The sequence below is a fragment of the Microvirga lenta genome (assembly GCF_020532555.1).
Classification (GTDB): Bacteria; Pseudomonadota; Alphaproteobacteria; order Rhizobiales; family Beijerinckiaceae; genus Microvirga; species Microvirga lenta.
The window spans coordinates 63,005-81,162 of sequence record NZ_JAJBBR010000014.1 but is presented as its reverse complement, the minus strand read 5'-3'; the positions used below and the strand labels follow the sequence as shown (position 1 = coordinate 81,162).

Sequence of the window (18,158 nt, the reverse complement as noted above, 5' to 3'; positions counted from 1 at the left end):
AACTGTCAAGGTTCGATCTCTATAACGCTTGAAGGCCGGCCTTGTTGCATTGCATCAGTCTCAACCTAGCGGGTATGGACCTGAATTGAAGCTGAAGCGTTGTGGTTAGCTGCTCGGAAGCGGCGGTTCAGGAGGACATGGGAAATGGCGGTACTGGTGACGGGTGGGGCTGGCTATATCGGCAGCCATATGGTTCTCGAACTCCTCGATGCCGGCGAGAAGGTGGTCGTCCTCGACGATCTGTCCACCGGGTTCCGCTGGTCGGTCCCGCCCGAGGCGACCCTGGTCGTAGGGGATGTGGGCGATCAGGCTCTCGTCTCCCGCATCGTCGACGAGCACGGGATCGAGAGCATCCTTCATTTCGCGGCCAAGATCGTCGTGCCGGAATCGGTTGCGGATCCGCTGACCTACTACCTGAACAATACCGTCAAATCCCGGGCCCTGATCGAGGCCGCGGTCACGACCGGCGTGAAGAACTTCATCTTCTCCTCCACGGCCGCCGTCTACGGCAACGCGGAGGCCGAGCTTCTGTCGGAGGACGTGCCCGTCTCCCCCATCAATCCCTACGGGCGCACGAAGCTGATGACCGAATGGATGCTGGAGGATGCGTCCCGGGCCCATGGCCTGCGCTATGCGGTCCTGCGCTACTTCAACGTGGCCGGCGCCGACCCGAAGGGCCGCTCGGGCCAGTCCACGCCCCAGGCCACGCACCTGATCAAGGTGGCGGCTCAGGCGGCCCTGGGCCAGCGCCCCCATCTCGAGGTGTTCGGGACGGATTACGACACGAAGGACGGCACCTGCGTGCGGGACTACATCCAGGTCACCGATCTCGCCCGCGCCCATCTGGCGGCCCTGCGTCATATCCGCCACGGCGGCGACTGCATCACCATGAATTGCGGCTACGGCCACGGCGCCTCCGTCCTCGACGTGATCAACGTGGTCAAGAAGGTCTCAGGAAGCGATTTCGAGGTCCGCTACAGCCCGCGCCGCCCGGGCGATCCCGCGGCCCTCGTGGCCAAGGTGAGCCGGATCCGCAGCCTCGGCTGGGAGCCGCAGCACGACGATCTCGAGGAAATCGTGGATCAGGCCCTGCGCTGGGAGCGGTCCCTGGCGGAACGGAAAGCCGCATAGACCCCCCTCTATCAACGGCCTGTTAACCCTCTTAATGTCGCATGGCAGGACGAAAACCCTGTCCTGTCCATGAGCGACCCATATGCAGCAGCCGATTCGATTGGCGCGCAGCCTCTGCAGCGCCCTCATTCTTGGTCTGAGCCTCAATCTTGGTTTGGGTGCCGGCACTTCGCCCGCTCAGGCCCAAGGGACCTCCCAGGCCGACTTCCAAAGCTTCGTCCAGAGCCTCTGGCCGGCGGCCAAGGCGCGGGGGGTCTCGCGCGGAACCTTCGACGAGGCGTTCCGCGGGGTCACTCCTGACCCGAAGATCATCGCCCTCACGAAGAAGCAGTCCGAATTCGTCCGGCCGATCTGGGATTACATCAACGGCGCCATCTCGGCCCAGAGGCTCGACCGGGGCCGGAAGATGGCGGCCGAATGGTCCAAGACCCTGGCGGCGGTGGAGCGCACCTACGGCGTTCCCCGCTCCATCGTGCTCGGGGTCTGGGGCATGGAGACGAATTTCGGCAGCTTCACCGGCTCGATCTATGCGGTCCGGGCGCTGGCGACCCTGGCCCATACGGGCTATCGGGGCGAATTCTTCCAGGAGGAGCTGCTGACGGCGCTGCAGATCCTGGAGCAGGAGCATGTGAGCCGCGACAAGATGCTCGGGTCCTGGGCCGGCGCCATGGGGCACACGCAGTTCATGCCGTCGAGCTACATGAAGCACGCGGTCGACGGCAACCGGGACGGGGTGCGCGACATCTGGACCTCGGTGCCGGATGCGCTGGCCTCGACGGCCAATTACCTGCGCCAGCACGGCTGGCAGCCCGGGCTTCCCTGGGGCTTCGAGGTCAAGATCCCGCAAGGGTTCGACTTCCGCAACCTGCGGCAGGGCTTCGCCAGCTGGCAGGGCCTGGGGCTGCGCCGCATGGACGGCAAACCCATGCCCCGCTCGGGAGAGGCGACCCTGTACCTGCCGGGCGGCGCCGGCGGACCGGCCTTCCTGGTCACGGACAACTACAACGTGATCAAGGCCTACAACTCGTCGGACGCCTATGCCATGGGCGTGGCCTATCTCGGCGACCGCCTCATGGGCGGGATGCCGATTCAGGGCTCCTGGCCCAAGAACGAGCCCATGCTGGACAAGGACCAGCGGCAGGAGCTGCAGAAGCGGCTGGCGGGGCTCGGGTTCTACGACGGCGAGGCGGACGGGAAGTTCGGCTCCAAGACCCGCGAGGCGGTGAGGAACTTCCAGCTCAGGCGCGGCTTGATCCCGGACGGCTATGCCGATTTCGCGGTGCTGCGAGAATTGCGTTCAGCCCGCTGACTAAATTCCGGCACAACTCTATTGTAGGGCCAGTCGGGACGAAGTGGAGTTTCCCATGCGCTTGACGCTGATCCTACGCTCGCTCTTGTTGGCCTTGCTGTTCCTGGCAGGCGGCGGCGCCTCCGTACTGGCGCAGCCGGGCTACTATCAGCAGCGGCCGCAATATGGCTATTCGCAGCCGCAGGGGTATCGCAATCCCCAGGCCTATCCGCCTGGCTACTATCCCGGAAAGCTGGTCCAGCCGGCGCAGCCGCAGCAGGGCTTCAGCATCCGCCGGTTGTTCGGCGCGCCGGAGGAGCCGCCGCCGCCGTCCCGCAAGCCGGTCGCCAAGCCGCGCAAGCGGGCTCCGCCGCCGGTGGCCACGGCCAAGCAGGAAAAGCCCAAGACGAACCCGACCGTCCACGTGGTCGTGTTCGGGGACGTGCTGGCCGACTTCGCCGGCCAGGGCCTCGACGACATGTTCTCCGATGATCCGGACGTCGCGGTCGTCCGCAAGGTCAAGGCGGAGGGCGGCCTTGCCCGGGGCGAGGCCGACGACTGGCCGGCCTTCATCAGGGAAACCCTCGACGGAGGCCAGAAGGCGACCGTGGCCGTGGTGATGTTCGGGGCCAACGACCGGCAGGCCATCAGGAACGGGGAGCAGAACCTCGAACTTCTCTCCGAACGGTGGAAGGACGCCTACCGGCAGCGGGTCGACGGCGTCCTGCGCACGCTCCAGGAGCGCGCCGTTCCCGTGGTCTGGATCGGCCTTCCGCCCATGAAGAACAGCAAGCTCACGGAAGATCTGCTCGCCATGAACGAGATCTACCGGGAGAGCGTGCAGCGCCACGGATCCGCCTATGTGGACGTCTGGCCCGGATTCGTGGACGAGGACAACCGCTACACCGCGACGGGACCGGACGTGGATGGGGAGCCTGCGAGGCTGCGGACGAACGACGGCGTCCTGTTCACCAAGGCGGGCGCCCGCAAGCTCGCCCATTTCGCCGGGACGGACATCAAGCGCATCATCGCGAACGGCCCGCCCGCCGTAGCAGCCCAGCCTCCGCCGGCGAACGGCGCCGTCGATCAGGCATCCATCGAGGCCGCGCTTCCGGCACCGCCCGACCCGGCGACTCCGGCCTCGTTGCCGTCGAAGCCGCTGGTCGGGCCCGTGCTTCCGCTGACCCGGCCCGAGGTCGCGCCCGGAGGCGCGCTCGTATCCGGTGCACCGAAGCTGAGCGGCGACCATGCCTATCCGGTGCAGCGCGCCTACCGGGCCGGAATCGCGCCGAGCGCGAGGCCGGGACGGGCGGACGACTTCCGCTGGCCGGCGTCCCAGTCCCAGTAGGGCAGGGCGGCGCCGGTCAGACCGGCAGCGTGCTCGAGCCCATCAGGTAGGTGTCGATGGACCGGGCCGCCTGCCGGCCTTCGCGGATGGCCCAGACCACGAGGGACTGGCCGCGACGCATGTCGCCCGCTGCGAAGACCTTCTCGCTCGAAGCCCGGTAGTCCCTGTCGTTGGCGACCACGTTGCCGCGCCGGTCCATGGCGACGCCCGACTGCTCGAGCAGCCCTTCCTTCACCGAACCGGCGAACCCGATGGCGAGGAAGACGAGATCGGCCTTGAGCATGAATTCGGTGCCGGGGATGGGCTGGCGCTTCTCGTCGACCCGGGCGCATTGCACGCCCACGACGCGGCCCTTCTTGCCCTCGATGCCCAGGGTCGCGGCCTGGAACTCGCGCTCCGCACCCTCGGCCTGGCTCGACGACGTGCGCATCTTGGTCGGCCAGTACGGCCACACGGTGAGCTTGTCCTCCTGCTCCGGCGGCTTGGGCCGGATGTCGAGCTGGGTGACCGAGAGGGCGCCCTGGCGGAAGGCGGTGCCGACGCAGTCCGACGCGGTGTCGCCGCCGCCGATCACGACCACATGCTTGCCCCCGGCCAGGATCGGCTCGTCCGTCACCTCTTCGCTGCCGACGCGCTTGTTGGACTGGGTCAGATAGGGCATCGCGTAATGCACGCCGGCCAGATCCTGGCCCGGCAGGTTCGGATTGCGCGGGTCCTCCGCGCCGCCGGCGAAGAGCACGGCGTCGAACTCGTTGTGCAGGGACGCGAAGGACTTGGTCACGCCCACGTTGACCCCGCAATGGAAGGTGACGCCCTCGGCCTCCATCTGCTTCACGCGGCGGTCGATGTGGTACTTCTCCATCTTGAAGTCCGGGATGCCGTAGCGCAGCAGCCCGCCGGGCTTGGCCTGGCGCTCGAACACGTGCACCTCGTGGCCCACCCGGGCGAGCTGCTGGGCCGCCGCCATGCCGGCGGGGCCCGCCCCGATGATGGCGACGCGCTTGCCCGTGGTCACCGAGGCCGGTTCCGGCTTGACGAAGCCCATCTCCCAGGCCTTGTCGGCAATCGCCTGCTCGATGGTCTTGATGGTGACCGGCTGGTTCTCGAGGTTGAGCGTGCACGCCTCCTCGCACGGAGCCGGGCAGATGCGGCCGGTGAATTCCGGGAAATTGTTGGTGGAGTGCAGGTTGCGCGCCGCCTCCTCCCAATCGCCCTGCCAGACCAGATCGTTCCAGTCCGGAATCTGGTTGTGCACCGGACAGCCGGTCGGCCCGTGGCAGAAGGGGATGCCGCAATCCATGCAGCGCCCCGCCTGCTTCTTCAGGTCGTTGTCGTCGAGCGGCAGCGTGAACTCGCGGAAGTGGCGAACGCGTTCGCCCGCGAGCTGATACTTCTGCTCCTGGCGGTCGTATTCGAGAAAGCCTGTGACCTTGCCCATGGATCTGCCCCTTTGTCCTTACTCTGCCGCCTGCAGGGTTCTCAGGCGGTCCATTTCCTGGAGCGCCCGGCGATACTCGACCGGCATGACCTTCACGAACTTCGTCCTGTAGGCCGCCCAGTTGTCGAGGATCTCCTTGGCGCGCGTGGAACCCGTATAAGTGTGGTGGTTGGTGATGAGCTGCATCAGGCGCTCTTCATCGGGACCGGACATGTTGGCCAGGATGTCGATGCGGCCCTTGGTCTCCAGATCGCCGCCATGGTGGTGGAGGCGGCGCATCAGGTCCTCCTCCTCCTCGACGGGCTCCAGATCGACCATGGACAGGTTGCAGCGCTTGGCGAAGGTGCCGTCCTCGTCGAGCACGTAGGCGATGCCGCCCGACATGCCGGCCGCGAAGTTGCGGCCGGTCTGGCCGAGCACGACCACGAGGCCGCCGGTCATGTATTCGCAGCCGTGGTCGCCCGTGCCCTCGACGACCGCGATGGCGCCGGAATTGCGCACGGCGAAGCGCTCGCCCGCGACGCCGCGGAAATAGGCCTCGCCCGCGATGGCGCCGTACATCACCGTGTTGCCGACGACGATGGAATGCTCCGGAACGGCCCGGGAATCCGCCGACGGCCTGATGATGAGCTTGCCGCCCGACAGGCCCTTGCCGACATAGTCGTTGGCCTCGCCCTCGAGGGTGAGCGTCACGCCCGCGGCGAGCCATGCGCCGAAGCTCTGGCCGGCGGTGCCCTTCAGGTTCACCGTGATGGTGTCGTCGGGCAGGCCCTCGTGGCCGTAGCGCTTGGCGACCTCGCCGGAGAGCATCGCGCCCACCGTGCGGTCGGCGCTGCGCACCCCGGCCTCGATCGTGACCGGCTCGCCCTGCTCCAGGGCCGGTCCGGCCTGGGCGATCAGGGTGTGGTCGAGCACGTCCGCGATGGGATGGACCTGGCGCTCCACGTGGCGGACCGGCACGTCCGGACCGACCTCCGGCTTGTGGAACAGCTTGGTGAAGTCGAGCCCCTTGGCCTTCCAGTGGTCGATGGCCTCGTTCTTGTCGAGGAGCTGGGACTGGCCGATCATCTCGTCGATGGTCCGGAAGCCCATCAGGGCCATCATCTCGCGCACTTCCTCGGCGACGAAGAAGAAGTAGTTGATGACGTGCTCAGGGAGTCCCTTGAAGCGCTTGCGCAGCACCGGGTCCTGGGTCGCGACGCCGACCGGGCAGGTGTTCAGGTGGCACTTGCGCATCATGATGCAGCCGGCCGCGATCAGCGGAGCGGTCGAGAAGCCGAACTCGTCGGCGCCGAGCAGCGCCGCGATCACCACGTCGCGTCCCGTGCGAAGGCCCCCGTCCGCCTGAAGGGCCACGCGGCCGCGCAGGCGGTTGAGCACCAGGGTCTGCTGGGTCTCGGCGAGGCCGAGCTCCCAGGGCGAGCCCGCATGCTTGAGGGACGTGAGCGGCGAAGCGCCCGTGCCGCCCTCGAAGCCGGAGATCGTGATGTGGTCCGCCCGCGCCTTGGCGACGCCCGCCGCGACGGTGCCGACGCCGACCTCGGAGACGAGCTTCACCGACACGTCGGCCGCCGGGTTCACGTTCTTGAGGTCGAAGATGAGCTGGGCCAGATCCTCGATGGAGTAGATGTCGTGGTGCGGCGGCGGCGAGATCAGGCCGACGCCCGGCGTGGAGTGACGCACGCGCGCGATCTTCGCATCGACCTTGTGACCGGGCAGCTGGCCGCCCTCGCCGGGCTTGGCGCCCTGCGCGACCTTGATCTGCATCATGTCCGCGTTGACGAGGTACTCCGTCGTCACGCCGAAGCGGCCGGAAGCGACCTGCTTGATGGCGGAACGCTTGGAGCGTCCGTCGGGGAGCGGGCGGAACCGGTCCGGCTCCTCGCCGCCCTCGCCGGTGTTCGACTTGCCGCCGATGGCGTTCATGGCGAGCGCCAGGGTCTCGTGCGCCTCGCGGGAGATCGAGCCGAAGGACATGGCGCCGGTCGAGAACCGCTTCACGATCTCGTTCGCCGGCTCCACCTCGTCCAGGGCGACCGGCGCGCGGCCGGCTTCCTCGGCGAGTTTGATGCGGAACATGCCGCGGATGGTCTTGAGCTCGTTCTCCTGGTCGTTCACGAGCCGGGCATATTCGCGGTAGCGCTCCTGGGCGTTGAGGCGCACCGCGTGCTGCAGGGTTGCGACCGTGTCCGGGTTCCAGGCATGGGCCTCGCCGCGCAGGCGGTAGGCATATTCGCCGCCCACGTCGAGCGCGGTGCGATAGACCGGCGCATCGCCGAAGGCGTCCCGGTGGCGGCGCACGGTCTCCTCGGCGACCTCGTCCATGCCGATGCCCTCGATGATCGTGGCGGTGCCGAAGAAGTCCCGGTTCACGAAGTCGGAGCGCAGGCCCACGGCGTCGAAGATCTGCGCGCCGCAATAGGATTGGTAGGTCGAGATGCCCATCTTCGACATGACCTTGAGCAGGCCCTTGCCGATGGACTTGATGTAGCGCTTGATCGCCTCGCCCTCGTCGACCTCGCCGGGCAGTTCGCCCGCCTCGTGCATGGCCGCGATGGTCTCGAAGGCGAGGTAGGGGTTGATCGCTTCCGCGCCGTAGCCGGCAAGGCACGCGAAATGGTGGATCTCACGCGGCTCGCCGGATTCCACCACGAGGCCGACCGAGGTGCGAAGCCCCTTGCGGATCAGGTAGTTGTGCACGGCGGCGGTGGCGAGCAGCGCCGGGATCGGGATGCGGTCCGGGCCGACCATGCGGTCGGACAGGATGATGATGTTGTAGCCGCCATGGACCGCCGCCTCGGCGCGGTCGCACAGGCGGTCGAGGGCGCCGTCGAGCGCCGCGGCGCCCAGCTCCGACGCATAGGTGATGTCGAGCGTCTTGGTGTCGAACCGGTCCTCGAAATGGCCGATGCAGCGGATCTTCTCCAGGTCCTCGTTGGTGAGGATCGGCTGGCGCACCTCCAGGCGCTTGCGGCGCGAGGTGCCCTCCAAGTCGAGGATGTTCGGGCGCGGGCCGATGAACGACACCAGGCTCATGACGAGCTCCTCGCGGATCGGGTCGATCGGCGGGTTCGTCACCTGGGCGAAGTTCTGCTTGAAGTAGGTGTAGAGCAGCTTCGACTTGTCGGAGAGGGCCGAGATGGGGGTGTCGGAGCCCATGGAGCCGACCGCCTCCTGGCCCGTCACCGCCATGGGCTGCATGAGGAGCTTGAGGTCCTCGGCCGTGTAGCCGAAGGCCTGCTGGCGGTCGAGCAGGGACACGTCGGTGCGGGACTCGCGCGCCTGGACGGGCTTGAGGTCCTCGAGCACGATCTGGGTGCGCTTGAGCCACTCCTTGTAGGGGTGGGCCTGGGACAGCTGCTGCTTGATCTCGTCGTCGGAGACGATGCGGCCTTCCTCGAGGTCGATGAGGAGCATCTTGCCCGGCTGCAGGCGCCACTTCTCGACGATCCTCTCCTCCGGGATCGGCAGCACGCCCATCTCGGAGGCGAGCACTACGAGGCCGTCGTCGGTCACGAGGTAGCGGGCCGGGCGAAGGCCATTGCGGTCGAGGGTCGCGCCGATCTGCTTGCCGTCGGTGAAGCACACGGCCGCGGGGCCGTCCCACGGCTCCATGAGGGCGGCGTGATACTCGTAGAAGGCGCGCCGGTCCTCGTCCATGAGCGGGTTGCCCGCCCAGGCTTCGGGGATCAGCATCATCATGGCGTGCGAGAGCGTGTAGCCGCCGCGCACGAGGAATTCGAGGGCGTTGTCGAAGCAGGCGGTATCGGACTGGCCTTCGTAGGAGATCGGCCAGATCTTCGAGATGTCGTTGCCGAAGAGCTCCGAATCCACGGAGGCTTGGCGCGCCGCCATCCAGTTCACGTTGCCGCGCAGCGTGTTGATCTCGCCGTTATGGGCGACCATGCGGTAGGGATGCGCGAGCTGCCAGGTCGGGAAGGTGTTGGTGGCGAAGCGCTGGTGAACGAGGGCGATGGCGCTCTCGAAGCGCGGGTCCTGGAGATCCTTGTAGTAGCCGCCGAGCTGGCCCACGAGGACCATGCCCTTGTAGACGACGGTGCGCGAGGACAGGCAGACCGGGTAATAGCCGGCCGTGCGCGGGTCCTTCATGTCGTAGACCGCGTTGGAGATGACCTTGCGGGCGAGGAACAGGCGACGCTCGAACGTCTCCTGGTCGTCCATGCCCTTACCCTTGCCGACGAAGATCTGCCGGTGCTGGGGCTCCGAGGCCTTCACGCTCTCGCCGAGGTCGCTCGAATCCACCGGCACGTCGCGCCAGCCGAGAAGCTGCAGGCCCTCGTCCGCGATGGCCTTCGTGACGATCTCCTCGACGAGGGCGAAACCCTCGGGTTCGCGCGGCATGAAGAGGTGGCCGACGCCGTACTCGCCCTCGTTGGGGAGCCAGATGCCGAGCTTGGCGCATTCGGCGGCGAAGAACTTGTGCGGGATCTGGACCAGGATGCCGCAGCCGTCGCCGGTCTTCGGATCGGCGCCGACCGCGCCGCGATGGTCCAGGTTCAGGAGGATCTGCAGGCCCTGCTCGACGATGGCGTGGGTCTTGCGGTTCTTCATGTCGGCGATGAAGCCGACGCCGCAGGAATCCTTCTCATGGGACGGATCGTAGAGGCCCTGAGGCGCGGGAAGGGCCGGATCGCGCACGATCCTCACCGTATCCGCCTTGGCGGCCGTGCGGGTCGAGGCTTCGATTTCCAGGCTCTTTTTCGACACGTCGCTCATGCCAGATCCTCACATCCATTCGAACACGTCATCAGGGTTCATTGAGGCGGCTTTTGGGTCCGCCGGATGATCGGATCGTCCGGATGCCCACCGCTTCTTGGTTTTTGAGGCTCGGGTCCTGTCGGGAGCCCGCTCCTCGCGGGCATCCTCGGCTGAAGTTCAGCCGCGATAAGCCCGCTCCGCCCACGTTTTGCGGGCAGGTTTTTTGGTATCTCGTTTCGTTCGCGTCTGGCGAAGCATCAAGAAAACCTCGGGCCGGGGGTGCGGGCACCCCAAATGGGACAGCATCGCTGTCCTAATGCGGGCAAACTGCCAGAGAATAGCTCCCCACACAAGGGGGATTAGAAAGATTTTAGACAAAAGTTTCACGGCGGAGCGTCCGTCGGCAACAAAGCTATGTTTTGCCGCAGCGGAGACGAAAGTCTTCTCCGATAGGTCAATGACCTTGACATGAGCGCTCCGGTCGGGAGGCTGCACGCCAAGGAGATGATTCATGAATTTTGCGAGCGACAACATCGTGGGCGCCAGCGCCCCGGTCCTGCAGGCCATCGTCGATGCCAACAGCGGCGCGCTGCCGGCCTACGGCAACGACGAGATCACGAAGCGCATCAAGGCGCGCTTCGCGGAGATCTTCGAGCACGAGGTATCGGTCTTTCTGGTGACGACCGGAACGGCCGCCAATGCGCTCGCGCTCTCGTCGGCGGTTCCCCCGTGGGGTCTGTGCGTGTGCCACCAGGAGGCCCACGTGATCGACGACGAGTGCGGCGCGCCGGAATTCTTCATGCACGGGGCCAAGCTCGCGGGTCTTCCGGGCGTGGGAGGCAAGCTCGCCGCGCAGGACGTTTCCGCCTATCTCCGCAGCCTGCCCAAGGCGGTGAAGCAGATGCCGCCCAAGGCGCTTTCGATCTCGCAGGTCACCGAGTGCGGCACGGTCTACAGCCTGGACGAGATCGCCTCCTTGAGCGCGGTCTGCCGCGAGCACGGCCTGTCGCTGCACATGGACGGGGCCCGCTTCGTGAACGCGCTCGTGTCCCTGGGTTGCACGCCCGCCGAGATGACCTGGAAGCAGGGCGTCGATATTCTCTCCTTCGGGGCCACCAAGAACGGCTGCCTGATGGCCGAAGCCATCGTGGTGTTCAAGCCGGAGCTCGCTGAGGCGCTGGACTACCGGGCGAAGCGCGCCGGGCAGATCATCTCCAAGGGGCGTCTCATCGCGGCGCAGCTCGAAGGCTACTTCGCCAACGACCATTGGTACGACAATGCCCGCCACGCCAACCGCATGGCGAAGCTTCTCTCGGAGGGGCTGCTGGGGCTTCCGGGCGTGCGGATGGCATGGCCGACCCAGGCCAACGAGGTCTTCCCGATCGTCCCGAAGGCCGTGGACCAGGCCCTGAAGGCGGCCGGGCTCCAGTACCTCCACTGGACGGAGGCGAGCCTTCCCGAGGGTGAGGCCGTCGGGCCGGACGAAGCCCTGATTCGCCTCGTCGTCTCCTTCGCCACAAAGGAGGAGGAGATCCGGCAGGCCCTGGAAATCGCCCGTTCGGCGCTGTCCCGGCAGGCGGCAGAGTGAAATTAGCGGCGGCTTTGCCCTATCCGTGCCGCATTCTCCCCCGATCTATCCCTCGAGACCGTTGACCAAAGGGGTGTCCTCCAAGCCCCCGCGGGACTTCAAGGGACCAGGTTTCAAACAATAAGAAAGCGCCCCGGACGAACCGGGGCGCTCTTTTTTTGCTCTCGAAGACGGGTTACGCGGCCTTCTTGGCCTCGATCGTCCGAGCGCTGTCGGTGGAAATCGGGATCAGCTTCGGCTTCTTCGTCTCAGGGATCTCGCGCACGAGGTCCACGTGGAGAAGGCCGTTCTCGAGGCTCGCGCCGACCACCTGGACACCGTCCGCGAGCTGGAAGCGACGCTCGAAGGTGCGCGCTGCGATGCCCTGATACAGGACGTCGGACTTGCGCTCTTCGGCATTCTGCTTCTCGCCGCGGACGGAGAGGGTGTTTTCCTTCACCTCGATGGTGAGATCACGGTCGGTAAAGCCGGCGACGGCGACGGAGATGCGATAGGCATTCTCGCCGGTGCGCTCGATGTTGTAGGGTGGGTAGCTGGGGGCCGCATCGACGCCGACGAACTGGTCGAGCATCGAGAAAAGGCGGTCGAAACCGACCGTATTGCGGTACAGGGGAGCAAGATCGTACTGACGCATGGCATATCCTCCGAGTGAAGCAACATGCAGAAGGTCCACCTCGACAGGCTGGACCGTTGGGTTCGTACCGCCGTCATGGCCGGTACCAACTTGATGTGGGAACGGGCATTTTTACTGTCAAGGGACGCATGGCAACGGCCGTGAATGCCCTATAAAGGGCATGAAGTCCGTTCGATCGAGATCCAGTTCCGTGCAGCTCTACGAGACCGCCGACAACCCCATCCCCGCCGAACCGACGCTCAAGAGCGTGACGACGGAGGACGGCCTGACCCTGCGGGCGGCCTACTGGCTGCCCGACGGCGAGACGCCGAAGGGCACCGTCTGCATCCTCCAGGGCCGGGCGGAGTTCATCGAGAAATATTTCGAGGTGGTCGGGGAGCTGCTCGGGCGCGGCTTTGCCGTGGTGGCCTTCGACTGGCGGGGGCAGGGGTTATCCAGCCGACAGGTGCGCAATGCGCGCAAAGGGCATGTCCGGCGCTTCTCCGATTACCGGCGCGACCTGGACGCCATCCGCGACCAGATCCTCGTTCCGCACATGCCGGAGCCCCATTTCGGCCTGGCCCATTCCATGGGCGGGGCCATCGCCCTGAGCGCGGCTCATGAAGGCTGGCTCCCGTTCAGGCGCCTCGTCACCACCACGCCCATGATCGGCCTGTGCATCGTCAGTCATTCGCTCGCCGTCGTGGGGACGGTGCGGATCCTGAAATATCTCGGCTTCGGCAAGTCCTTCGTGCCGGGCGGCGGCGAAACCTCGATTTCGACCCTGCCCTTCAAGGGCAACCGGCTGACGAGCGATCCGGTGCGCTACGCGCGCAACGCCCAGGTCGCCCACACCATCGGGGAAGGGGCCGTCGGCGCGCCGACGGTGTCCTGGCTCGATTCCGCCTTCCGCTTCATGAAGCGCTTCACCGATCCGCGCTATGCGCTGAGGATCCGCCTGCCGACCCTGGTCCTCGCCGCCGGGGCGGACCCGGTCTGCGCGACCCCGGTCACCGAGCGCTTCGCCGCGCGTCTGAAGGCCGGGCACGCCATCGTCATCCCGGGCGCCCGCCACGAGATCCTGATGGAGACGGATGCGATCCGCGAGCAGTTCTGGGCCGCCTTCGACGCCTTCGTCCCCGGCAGCCCCGACCGGAGCCCCCGGGAGGAGCCGGAGGCCGCGAAGCCGGAATCAGCGGCTGAGCAGCTCGACGGCGGCGGCGTGGACACGGCGGTCGCCCGCAGCGACGATGCGCCCGCCCTCAGCGGCTGAACCGCCGTCCCAGGCGGTGACGATGCCGCCCGCTCCCTCGATGATCGGGATCAGGGCCACGATGTCGTAGGGCTTGAGGCCCGATTCGACGACGAGGTCGATATGGCCTGCGGCCAGCATGCAGTAGGCATAGCAGTCGCAGCCGTAGCGGGCGAGGCGGGCGACGCTCTCCACCCGGTCGTAGGCCCGCAGGTCCTCGCCGGCGAAAAGCTTCGGGCTCGTGGTGGAAATGACCGCATCCCTGAGGGAGGCGCAGCGGCGCGTCATGAGCTTGCGCTCGCCGCCGGGCCCCCTGTAGGTGGCGCTGCCGCCATCCCCGAAGAAGCGCTCGCCGGTGAAGGGCTGGTGCATCATGCCGAAGACGGGCCGGCCGTTGCGGGTCAGGCCGATGAGGGTGCCCCAGGTGGGAAGCCCGGCGATGAAGGCCCGGGTCCCGTCGATGGGATCGAGCACCCAGACATATTCCGCGTCGGTGCGCTCGGACCCGAATTCCTCGCCGACGATGCCGTGGGTCGGGAAGGTGCGCTTGATGAGCTGGCGCATGGTCGCCTCGCCCGCGCGGTCCGCTTCCGTCACCGGATCGAAGGCGCCGCCGCGGGACTTGTCCTCGGTGGCGATGCTGGTGCGGAAGAAGGGGAGAATCGCCTGGCCCGACAGGGTCGCGAGCTCGTTGACGAAATGCTTGAAGTCGATGAGCCCCATACCGTCTGATATCCTCTGTCATTCTTGCGGGCGGTCTTGGCGACCCGTTCCCGATCCGCTTTTATCAACCGCTCTTCGCGCGGCAAGCGATTCCAGCACAAGACGCCGCTTTCGCCTGATCGGACATCGCACGGCATGAATTCTTCCTCCAGCGTCGCCCCGGCCCGCTCCGAAACCGCTCTCCTGTTGATCCTGGCGCTCATCGCGATCTATGCCGTGAGCCAGTTCCTTCGGAACTCCATCGGCGTGATCGCGCACGATCTGGCCCGGCAGCTCAACCTTACGGCAACCCAGATCGGCCTTCTCTCCAGCACCTTCTTCTTCTCCTTCGCCGCCGCTCAGATCCCCGTGGGCATCGCCATCGACCGCTACGGGCCGAAGCGGACGATGCTGGCGACGGCGGTCCTGGCGGTGGTCGGAACCGCGCTCTTCGCCATGGCGCCCTCCGCCGCCACCCTGATCGCCTCCCGGGCCGTCATGGGGCTCGGCTGCTCCACTTTCTTCATGGCGCCGCTCGTGATCTACGCCCGCCGCTTTCCGCCGGAGCGTTTCGCCGGGCTGACGAGCCTGCAGATGGGCTTTGCCAATATCGGCACCCTGTCCGCCACGGCGCCGCTCGCCGCCTCGGCGGCGCTGTTCGGCTGGCGCGCCTCCTTCCTCGGGGTCGCCGTCCTGACCGCCCTCGTGGCCCTGGCCATCGTCTGGGCGGTGCCGAAGGACACGGTTGCGGGCCGCGGCGAGCAGGAGAGCTGGGCCTCGACCTTCCGCGGCGTGGGCAAGGCCCTCAGGGTGCGCTCGTTCTGGCCGGTCTTCTTCGTGCACCTGACCGCCTATTCCTGCTTCGCGACCATGGTCGGCCTGTGGGGCGGCCCGTGGCTGACGGACGTGCACGGGGCCGATCTCACGGCCCGGGGCAACATCCTCCTCATCGGCGCGGCGGCGCAGATGATCGGCCTCCTCCTGTGGGGCGTCATGGACCGCTATTGGGGGAGCTACAAGCGGCCCGTGCTGTTCGGCGGCGGCGCCACGGTCCTCCTGCTGGCCATCGTGACCCTTTTCCCCCTCGACAGGACGTCGGCCACGGTCTGGTTCGGCCTGTTCGGCCTGTTCGTGGCCTTCACGCCGATCCTGACCGCGCACGGCAAGTCCCTGTTCCCGCCGGAACTGACGGGGCGGGGCATCACGCTCATGAATATCGGCTCGATCGGCGGAGCCTTCCTGTCCCAGAGCGTGACCGGCCTTCTCATGGATGCGGTCGGCCGGGCGGAGAACGGGGTCTATCTGCCGGAGGGGTATCGCGTGGTCTTTGCCTCTTTGGGAGGCTGGCTGCTTCTCAGCCTGCTCTTCTACAGGGGCGCCATCGATCCACATCCGAGCAGGCATGCAGCGTGAGCATGACAAAAAGCCGGATTTACTGTTGCAAATTGTGCGGCGCGGTGTAATTGTTGCAGTGCGATATGGCGATGGCGTCGCCGTATCGCTGCCCTTCTTGGGCGTTTCCTCCCTAAACTTTGGGCCGCTGGCAACAGCGGCCTTTTTTCTTATCTAGGGCACGGCGGACCGTTTCAAGGTTACTCGGCGGCGATCTGGCGGGGCATGAGATCGCCGGAGAGTTCCGCGATCACCTGGGCGAAGGTCTCGGTCATGTCCGCCGCGACCGTAGCGAAGCGCGGCTTCTTCTGCAGGGTGCGCTCGTCCATGTAGATGGCCCGGTTGATCTCGATCTGCAGCGCATGCCGCCCCAGGGCCGGCTCCCCGTAATGCTCGGTGATGAAGCCGCCCGCATAGGGCTTGTTGCGCACCACCGTATAGCCGCGGCCGCGCAGGGCCGCCTCCACCAGATCGATCAGGATAACGGCGCAGCTGGTGCCGTAGCGGTCGCCGAGAACGATGTCGGCCTTGGCGCCGTCCTCGCGGCTCACGCTGCTCGAGGGCATGGAATGGCAGTCGATCAGGATGGCGTGGCCGAAGCTCTGCGAGGTCCGGCGGATCATCTGGCGCAGCACGCGATGATAGGGCTTGTACAGCCATTCGATGCGGTGCAGGGCCTCCTCGACCGGGAGGCGTCCGCGGTAGATCTCCTGTCCGTCCGCCACGATGCGCGGAATCGTCCCCAGCCCGCCGGCCACCCGCATGGAGCGGGTATTGGCGAAGGGCGGCAGCCTTCCATCGAACATGCGGGAATCGAGTTCGTAGGGTTCGCGGTTCAGGTCGAGATAGGCGCGCGGGAAGCGCGCCGTCATGAGAGGGGCCCCGAGCTCCACCGTGGAGGCGAACAGCTCGTCCACGAATGCATCCTCGGAGCGGCGCAGCGCCATGGCGTCGAGGCGCGATTCCGCCAGGAAGGAGGCCGGGTAGACCGCGCCCGCATGGGGCACGTTGAACACGAAGGGAGCCGTCTGCCCCGAGGGCTCGACAACGATGTAGGGGGGATCGAACTCGTCAGCGATAACTGGCCGCATCAAGCTTCAAATTCTGCCGGAGAGTGGAAAACAAGAGACCGGAGCAGTGTAAGGCAGCCCTTGCGTGTGTCCATGACTATATCGCCTATAATCTGCGTCCTTCTTTCACGGCTTATTTACCGTATGGGCGCATGAAGGCTCACAGACATCCGCCACGATTCGGGGTTGGCAACCGATGAAGATTCTTCTCGCCGAAGACGACAACGACATGCGGCGCTTTCTTGTGAAGGCGCTGCAGAACGCAGGCTACGACGTGGCCTCGTTCGACAACGGCCTCTCGGCCTACAACCGCCTGCGGGAGGAACCGTTCGAGCTCCTGCTGACGGACATCGTCATGCCGGAGATGGACGGCATCGAGCTGGCCCGTCGGGCCACCGAGCTCGATCCGGACATCAAGGTGATGTTCATCACCGGCTTTGCCGCGGTTGCGCTGAACCCGGATTCGCAGGCCCCTCGCGACGCGAAGGTCCTGTCGAAGCCGTTCCACCTGCGCGATCTCGTCAACGAGGTCGAGAAAATGATGGCAGCCTGAAAAAGGTTGTCATCACGGCTTGCGTCCTGGGGCACTTGCCGGTATATCGCCCTCCACACCGAAGCGAGACCTCAAAAATCATCGTTTCTAGGGCGCGTAGCTCAGCGGGAGAGCACTACGTTGACATCGTAGGGGTCGCTGGTTCGATCCCAGCCGCGCCCACCATTTGCTTTTTTCCGGCCTTCCCGAAGGGCCGCAGGAGACCGGATATGAAGATCCGTAACTCGTTGAAGTCGATCCGCGGCCGTCACCGCGACAACCAGCTGGTTCGTCGCAAGGGCCGGGTCTACATCATCAACAAGACCCAGAAGCGCTACAAGGCTCGTCAGGGCTAAGCCGCGCTGCGGCAATGCCGCACACACTTTTATGAATTGACGCCGCATGCCGGGATCCTAGAATCCCGGCATGCGCTTTTTTGCGAGCCTTCTGACCGTATCGCTGAGCTTCGCCGCCGCGCTCCCCCTGGGGGCGCAGGAAAACGCGCAGCCCAAGGATCCCGCACCGTCCGCCCGTCCCGCACCGCGCGCGTCGAATCTGGACGATCTGTTCGACCGCCTGTCCAAGGCCGAGTCGGAAACGGAAGCCGAGGGCGTCGTTAGGCTCATCGAGCGCCGGCTCTCCCGCTCCGGGTCTGACACGGCCGACCTCCTCCTGAGCCGGGCGACGGAGGCTTTCCAGAAAAAGGATTATCCGCTCGCCGTCGAGCTTCTCGATCGCATCCTTGCGCTCGAGCCCGATTGGGCCGAGGCATGGTATCGGCGGGCGACGCTGTTCTACCAGCTCGACGACCCGGTCGGCGCCATGGCCGACCTGCACCGCGCCCTGACCCTCGAACCCCGCCATTTCAGCGCCTGGACGGGCCTGGGCCACATTCTCATGTCGTCCGAGGACAAGCCGCGCGCCCTCGAAGCCTTCCGCCGGGCGCTCGCGATCAATCCGCAGATCTCCAAGCTTCAGACCATCGTCACCCGTCTCGACACCGAGGTCGGCGGGCAGGATCTCTGACGGGCCAAGCTTCCATTGATGCAAGGAAGACCGTTCGGGCCGGCGACGTCGCCACCGGC

The 18,158-nt window shown here is 66.4% G+C and carries 14 protein-coding genes and 1 tRNA gene; 10 read left to right on the top strand and 5 right to left on the bottom strand.

From position 1 onward, the window contains the following. Positions 1-144 precede the first annotated feature (144 nt). The 3 genes from galE to LGR44_RS19125 all read left to right on the top strand — a co-directional run bounded on the left by galE (position 145) and on the right by LGR44_RS19125 (position 3,767). Positions 145-1,131: a UDP-glucose 4-epimerase GalE gene (galE, locus tag LGR44_RS19135; RefSeq protein ID WP_226742310.1), complete on the top strand. Its 987-nt coding sequence runs from the start codon at positions 145-147 to the stop codon at positions 1,129-1,131. An 82-nt stretch (positions 1,132-1,213) separates the two neighbouring features. Continuing rightward, on the top strand, positions 1,214-2,440 hold the full coding sequence (locus tag LGR44_RS19130; RefSeq protein ID WP_226742309.1) for a lytic murein transglycosylase: 1,227 nt from the start codon (positions 1,214-1,216) through the stop codon (positions 2,438-2,440). Between the two features lie 55 nt (positions 2,441-2,495). Then, a complete protein-coding gene (locus tag LGR44_RS19125; RefSeq protein WP_226742308.1) occupies positions 2,496-3,767 on the top strand; it encodes an SGNH/GDSL hydrolase family protein in 1,272 nt (423 codons plus the stop codon). 16 nt (positions 3,768-3,783) lie between these two features. Here the strand turns inward: LGR44_RS19125 and LGR44_RS19120 are convergent, their stop codons facing one another. Beyond that, a complete protein-coding gene (locus LGR44_RS19120) occupies positions 3,784-5,205 on the bottom strand; it encodes a glutamate synthase subunit beta (RefSeq protein ID WP_226742307.1) in 1,422 nt (473 codons plus the stop codon). Positions 5,206-5,223: 18 nt separating this feature from the next. Then, the gene (gene gltB, locus LGR44_RS19115) at positions 5,224-9,942 is read right to left on the bottom strand and encodes a glutamate synthase large subunit (RefSeq protein WP_226742306.1); all 4,719 of its coding nucleotides are present in this window, start codon (positions 9,940-9,942) and stop codon (positions 5,224-5,226) included. A gap of 493 nt (positions 9,943-10,435) precedes the next feature. Between gltB and LGR44_RS19110 the strand changes: the two genes are divergently transcribed. Further along, positions 10,436-11,512, top strand: a complete 1,077-nt coding sequence (locus LGR44_RS19110; protein ID WP_226742305.1) for a threonine aldolase family protein — start codon at positions 10,436-10,438, stop codon at positions 11,510-11,512. Positions 11,513-11,687: 175 nt separating this feature from the next. On the opposite strand, the gene LGR44_RS19105 is transcribed toward LGR44_RS19110, so the two are convergent. Then, the gene (locus LGR44_RS19105) at positions 11,688-12,146 is read right to left on the bottom strand and encodes an Hsp20 family protein (protein WP_226742304.1); all 459 of its coding nucleotides are present in this window, start codon (positions 12,144-12,146) and stop codon (positions 11,688-11,690) included. Between the two features lie 160 nt (positions 12,147-12,306). Between LGR44_RS19105 and LGR44_RS19100 the strand changes: the two genes are divergently transcribed. Next, positions 12,307-13,398, top strand: coding sequence for an alpha/beta fold hydrolase (locus tag LGR44_RS19100; protein ID WP_264196639.1), 1,092 nt, complete (start codon positions 12,307-12,309; stop codon positions 13,396-13,398). Here LGR44_RS19100 and hisN read toward each other — a convergent pair. Continuing rightward, on the bottom strand, positions 13,318-14,100 hold the full coding sequence (gene hisN / locus LGR44_RS19095) for a histidinol-phosphatase (protein WP_226742302.1): 783 nt from the start codon (positions 14,098-14,100) through the stop codon (positions 13,318-13,320). The genes LGR44_RS19100 and hisN overlap by 81 nt on opposite strands. A 135-nt stretch (positions 14,101-14,235) precedes the next feature. Here hisN and LGR44_RS19090 point away from each other — a divergent pair, with 135 nt between their 5' ends. Beyond that, a complete protein-coding gene (locus LGR44_RS19090) occupies positions 14,236-15,492 on the top strand; it encodes an MFS transporter (RefSeq protein ID WP_226742301.1) in 1,257 nt (418 codons plus the stop codon). A gap of 179 nt (positions 15,493-15,671) precedes the next feature. On the opposite strand, the gene LGR44_RS19085 is transcribed toward LGR44_RS19090, so the two are convergent. Beyond that, complete coding sequence (locus LGR44_RS19085) at positions 15,672-16,562, bottom strand: N-formylglutamate amidohydrolase (protein ID WP_226742367.1); 891 nt, start codon at positions 16,560-16,562, stop codon at positions 15,672-15,674. A 175-nt stretch (positions 16,563-16,737) separates the two neighbouring features. Between LGR44_RS19085 and cpdR the strand changes: the two genes are divergently transcribed. From cpdR to LGR44_RS19065, 4 genes are all read left to right on the top strand, one after another. Then, the gene (cpdR, locus tag LGR44_RS19080; RefSeq protein WP_114771384.1) at positions 16,738-17,094 is read left to right on the top strand and encodes a cell cycle two-component system response regulator CpdR; all 357 of its coding nucleotides are present in this window, start codon (positions 16,738-16,740) and stop codon (positions 17,092-17,094) included. A gap of 90 nt (positions 17,095-17,184) precedes the next feature. Continuing rightward, positions 17,185-17,259: transfer RNA gene (locus tag LGR44_RS19075), tRNA-Val, on the top strand. 44 nt (positions 17,260-17,303) lie between these two features. Continuing rightward, positions 17,304-17,429: a type B 50S ribosomal protein L36 gene (gene ykgO / locus LGR44_RS19070; protein WP_009763379.1), complete on the top strand. Its 126-nt coding sequence runs from the start codon at positions 17,304-17,306 to the stop codon at positions 17,427-17,429. A 70-nt stretch (positions 17,430-17,499) separates the two neighbouring features. After that, the gene (locus tag LGR44_RS19065) at positions 17,500-18,099 is read left to right on the top strand and encodes a tetratricopeptide repeat protein (protein WP_226742300.1); all 600 of its coding nucleotides are present in this window, start codon (positions 17,500-17,502) and stop codon (positions 18,097-18,099) included. Positions 18,100-18,158: the final 59 nt, after the last annotated feature.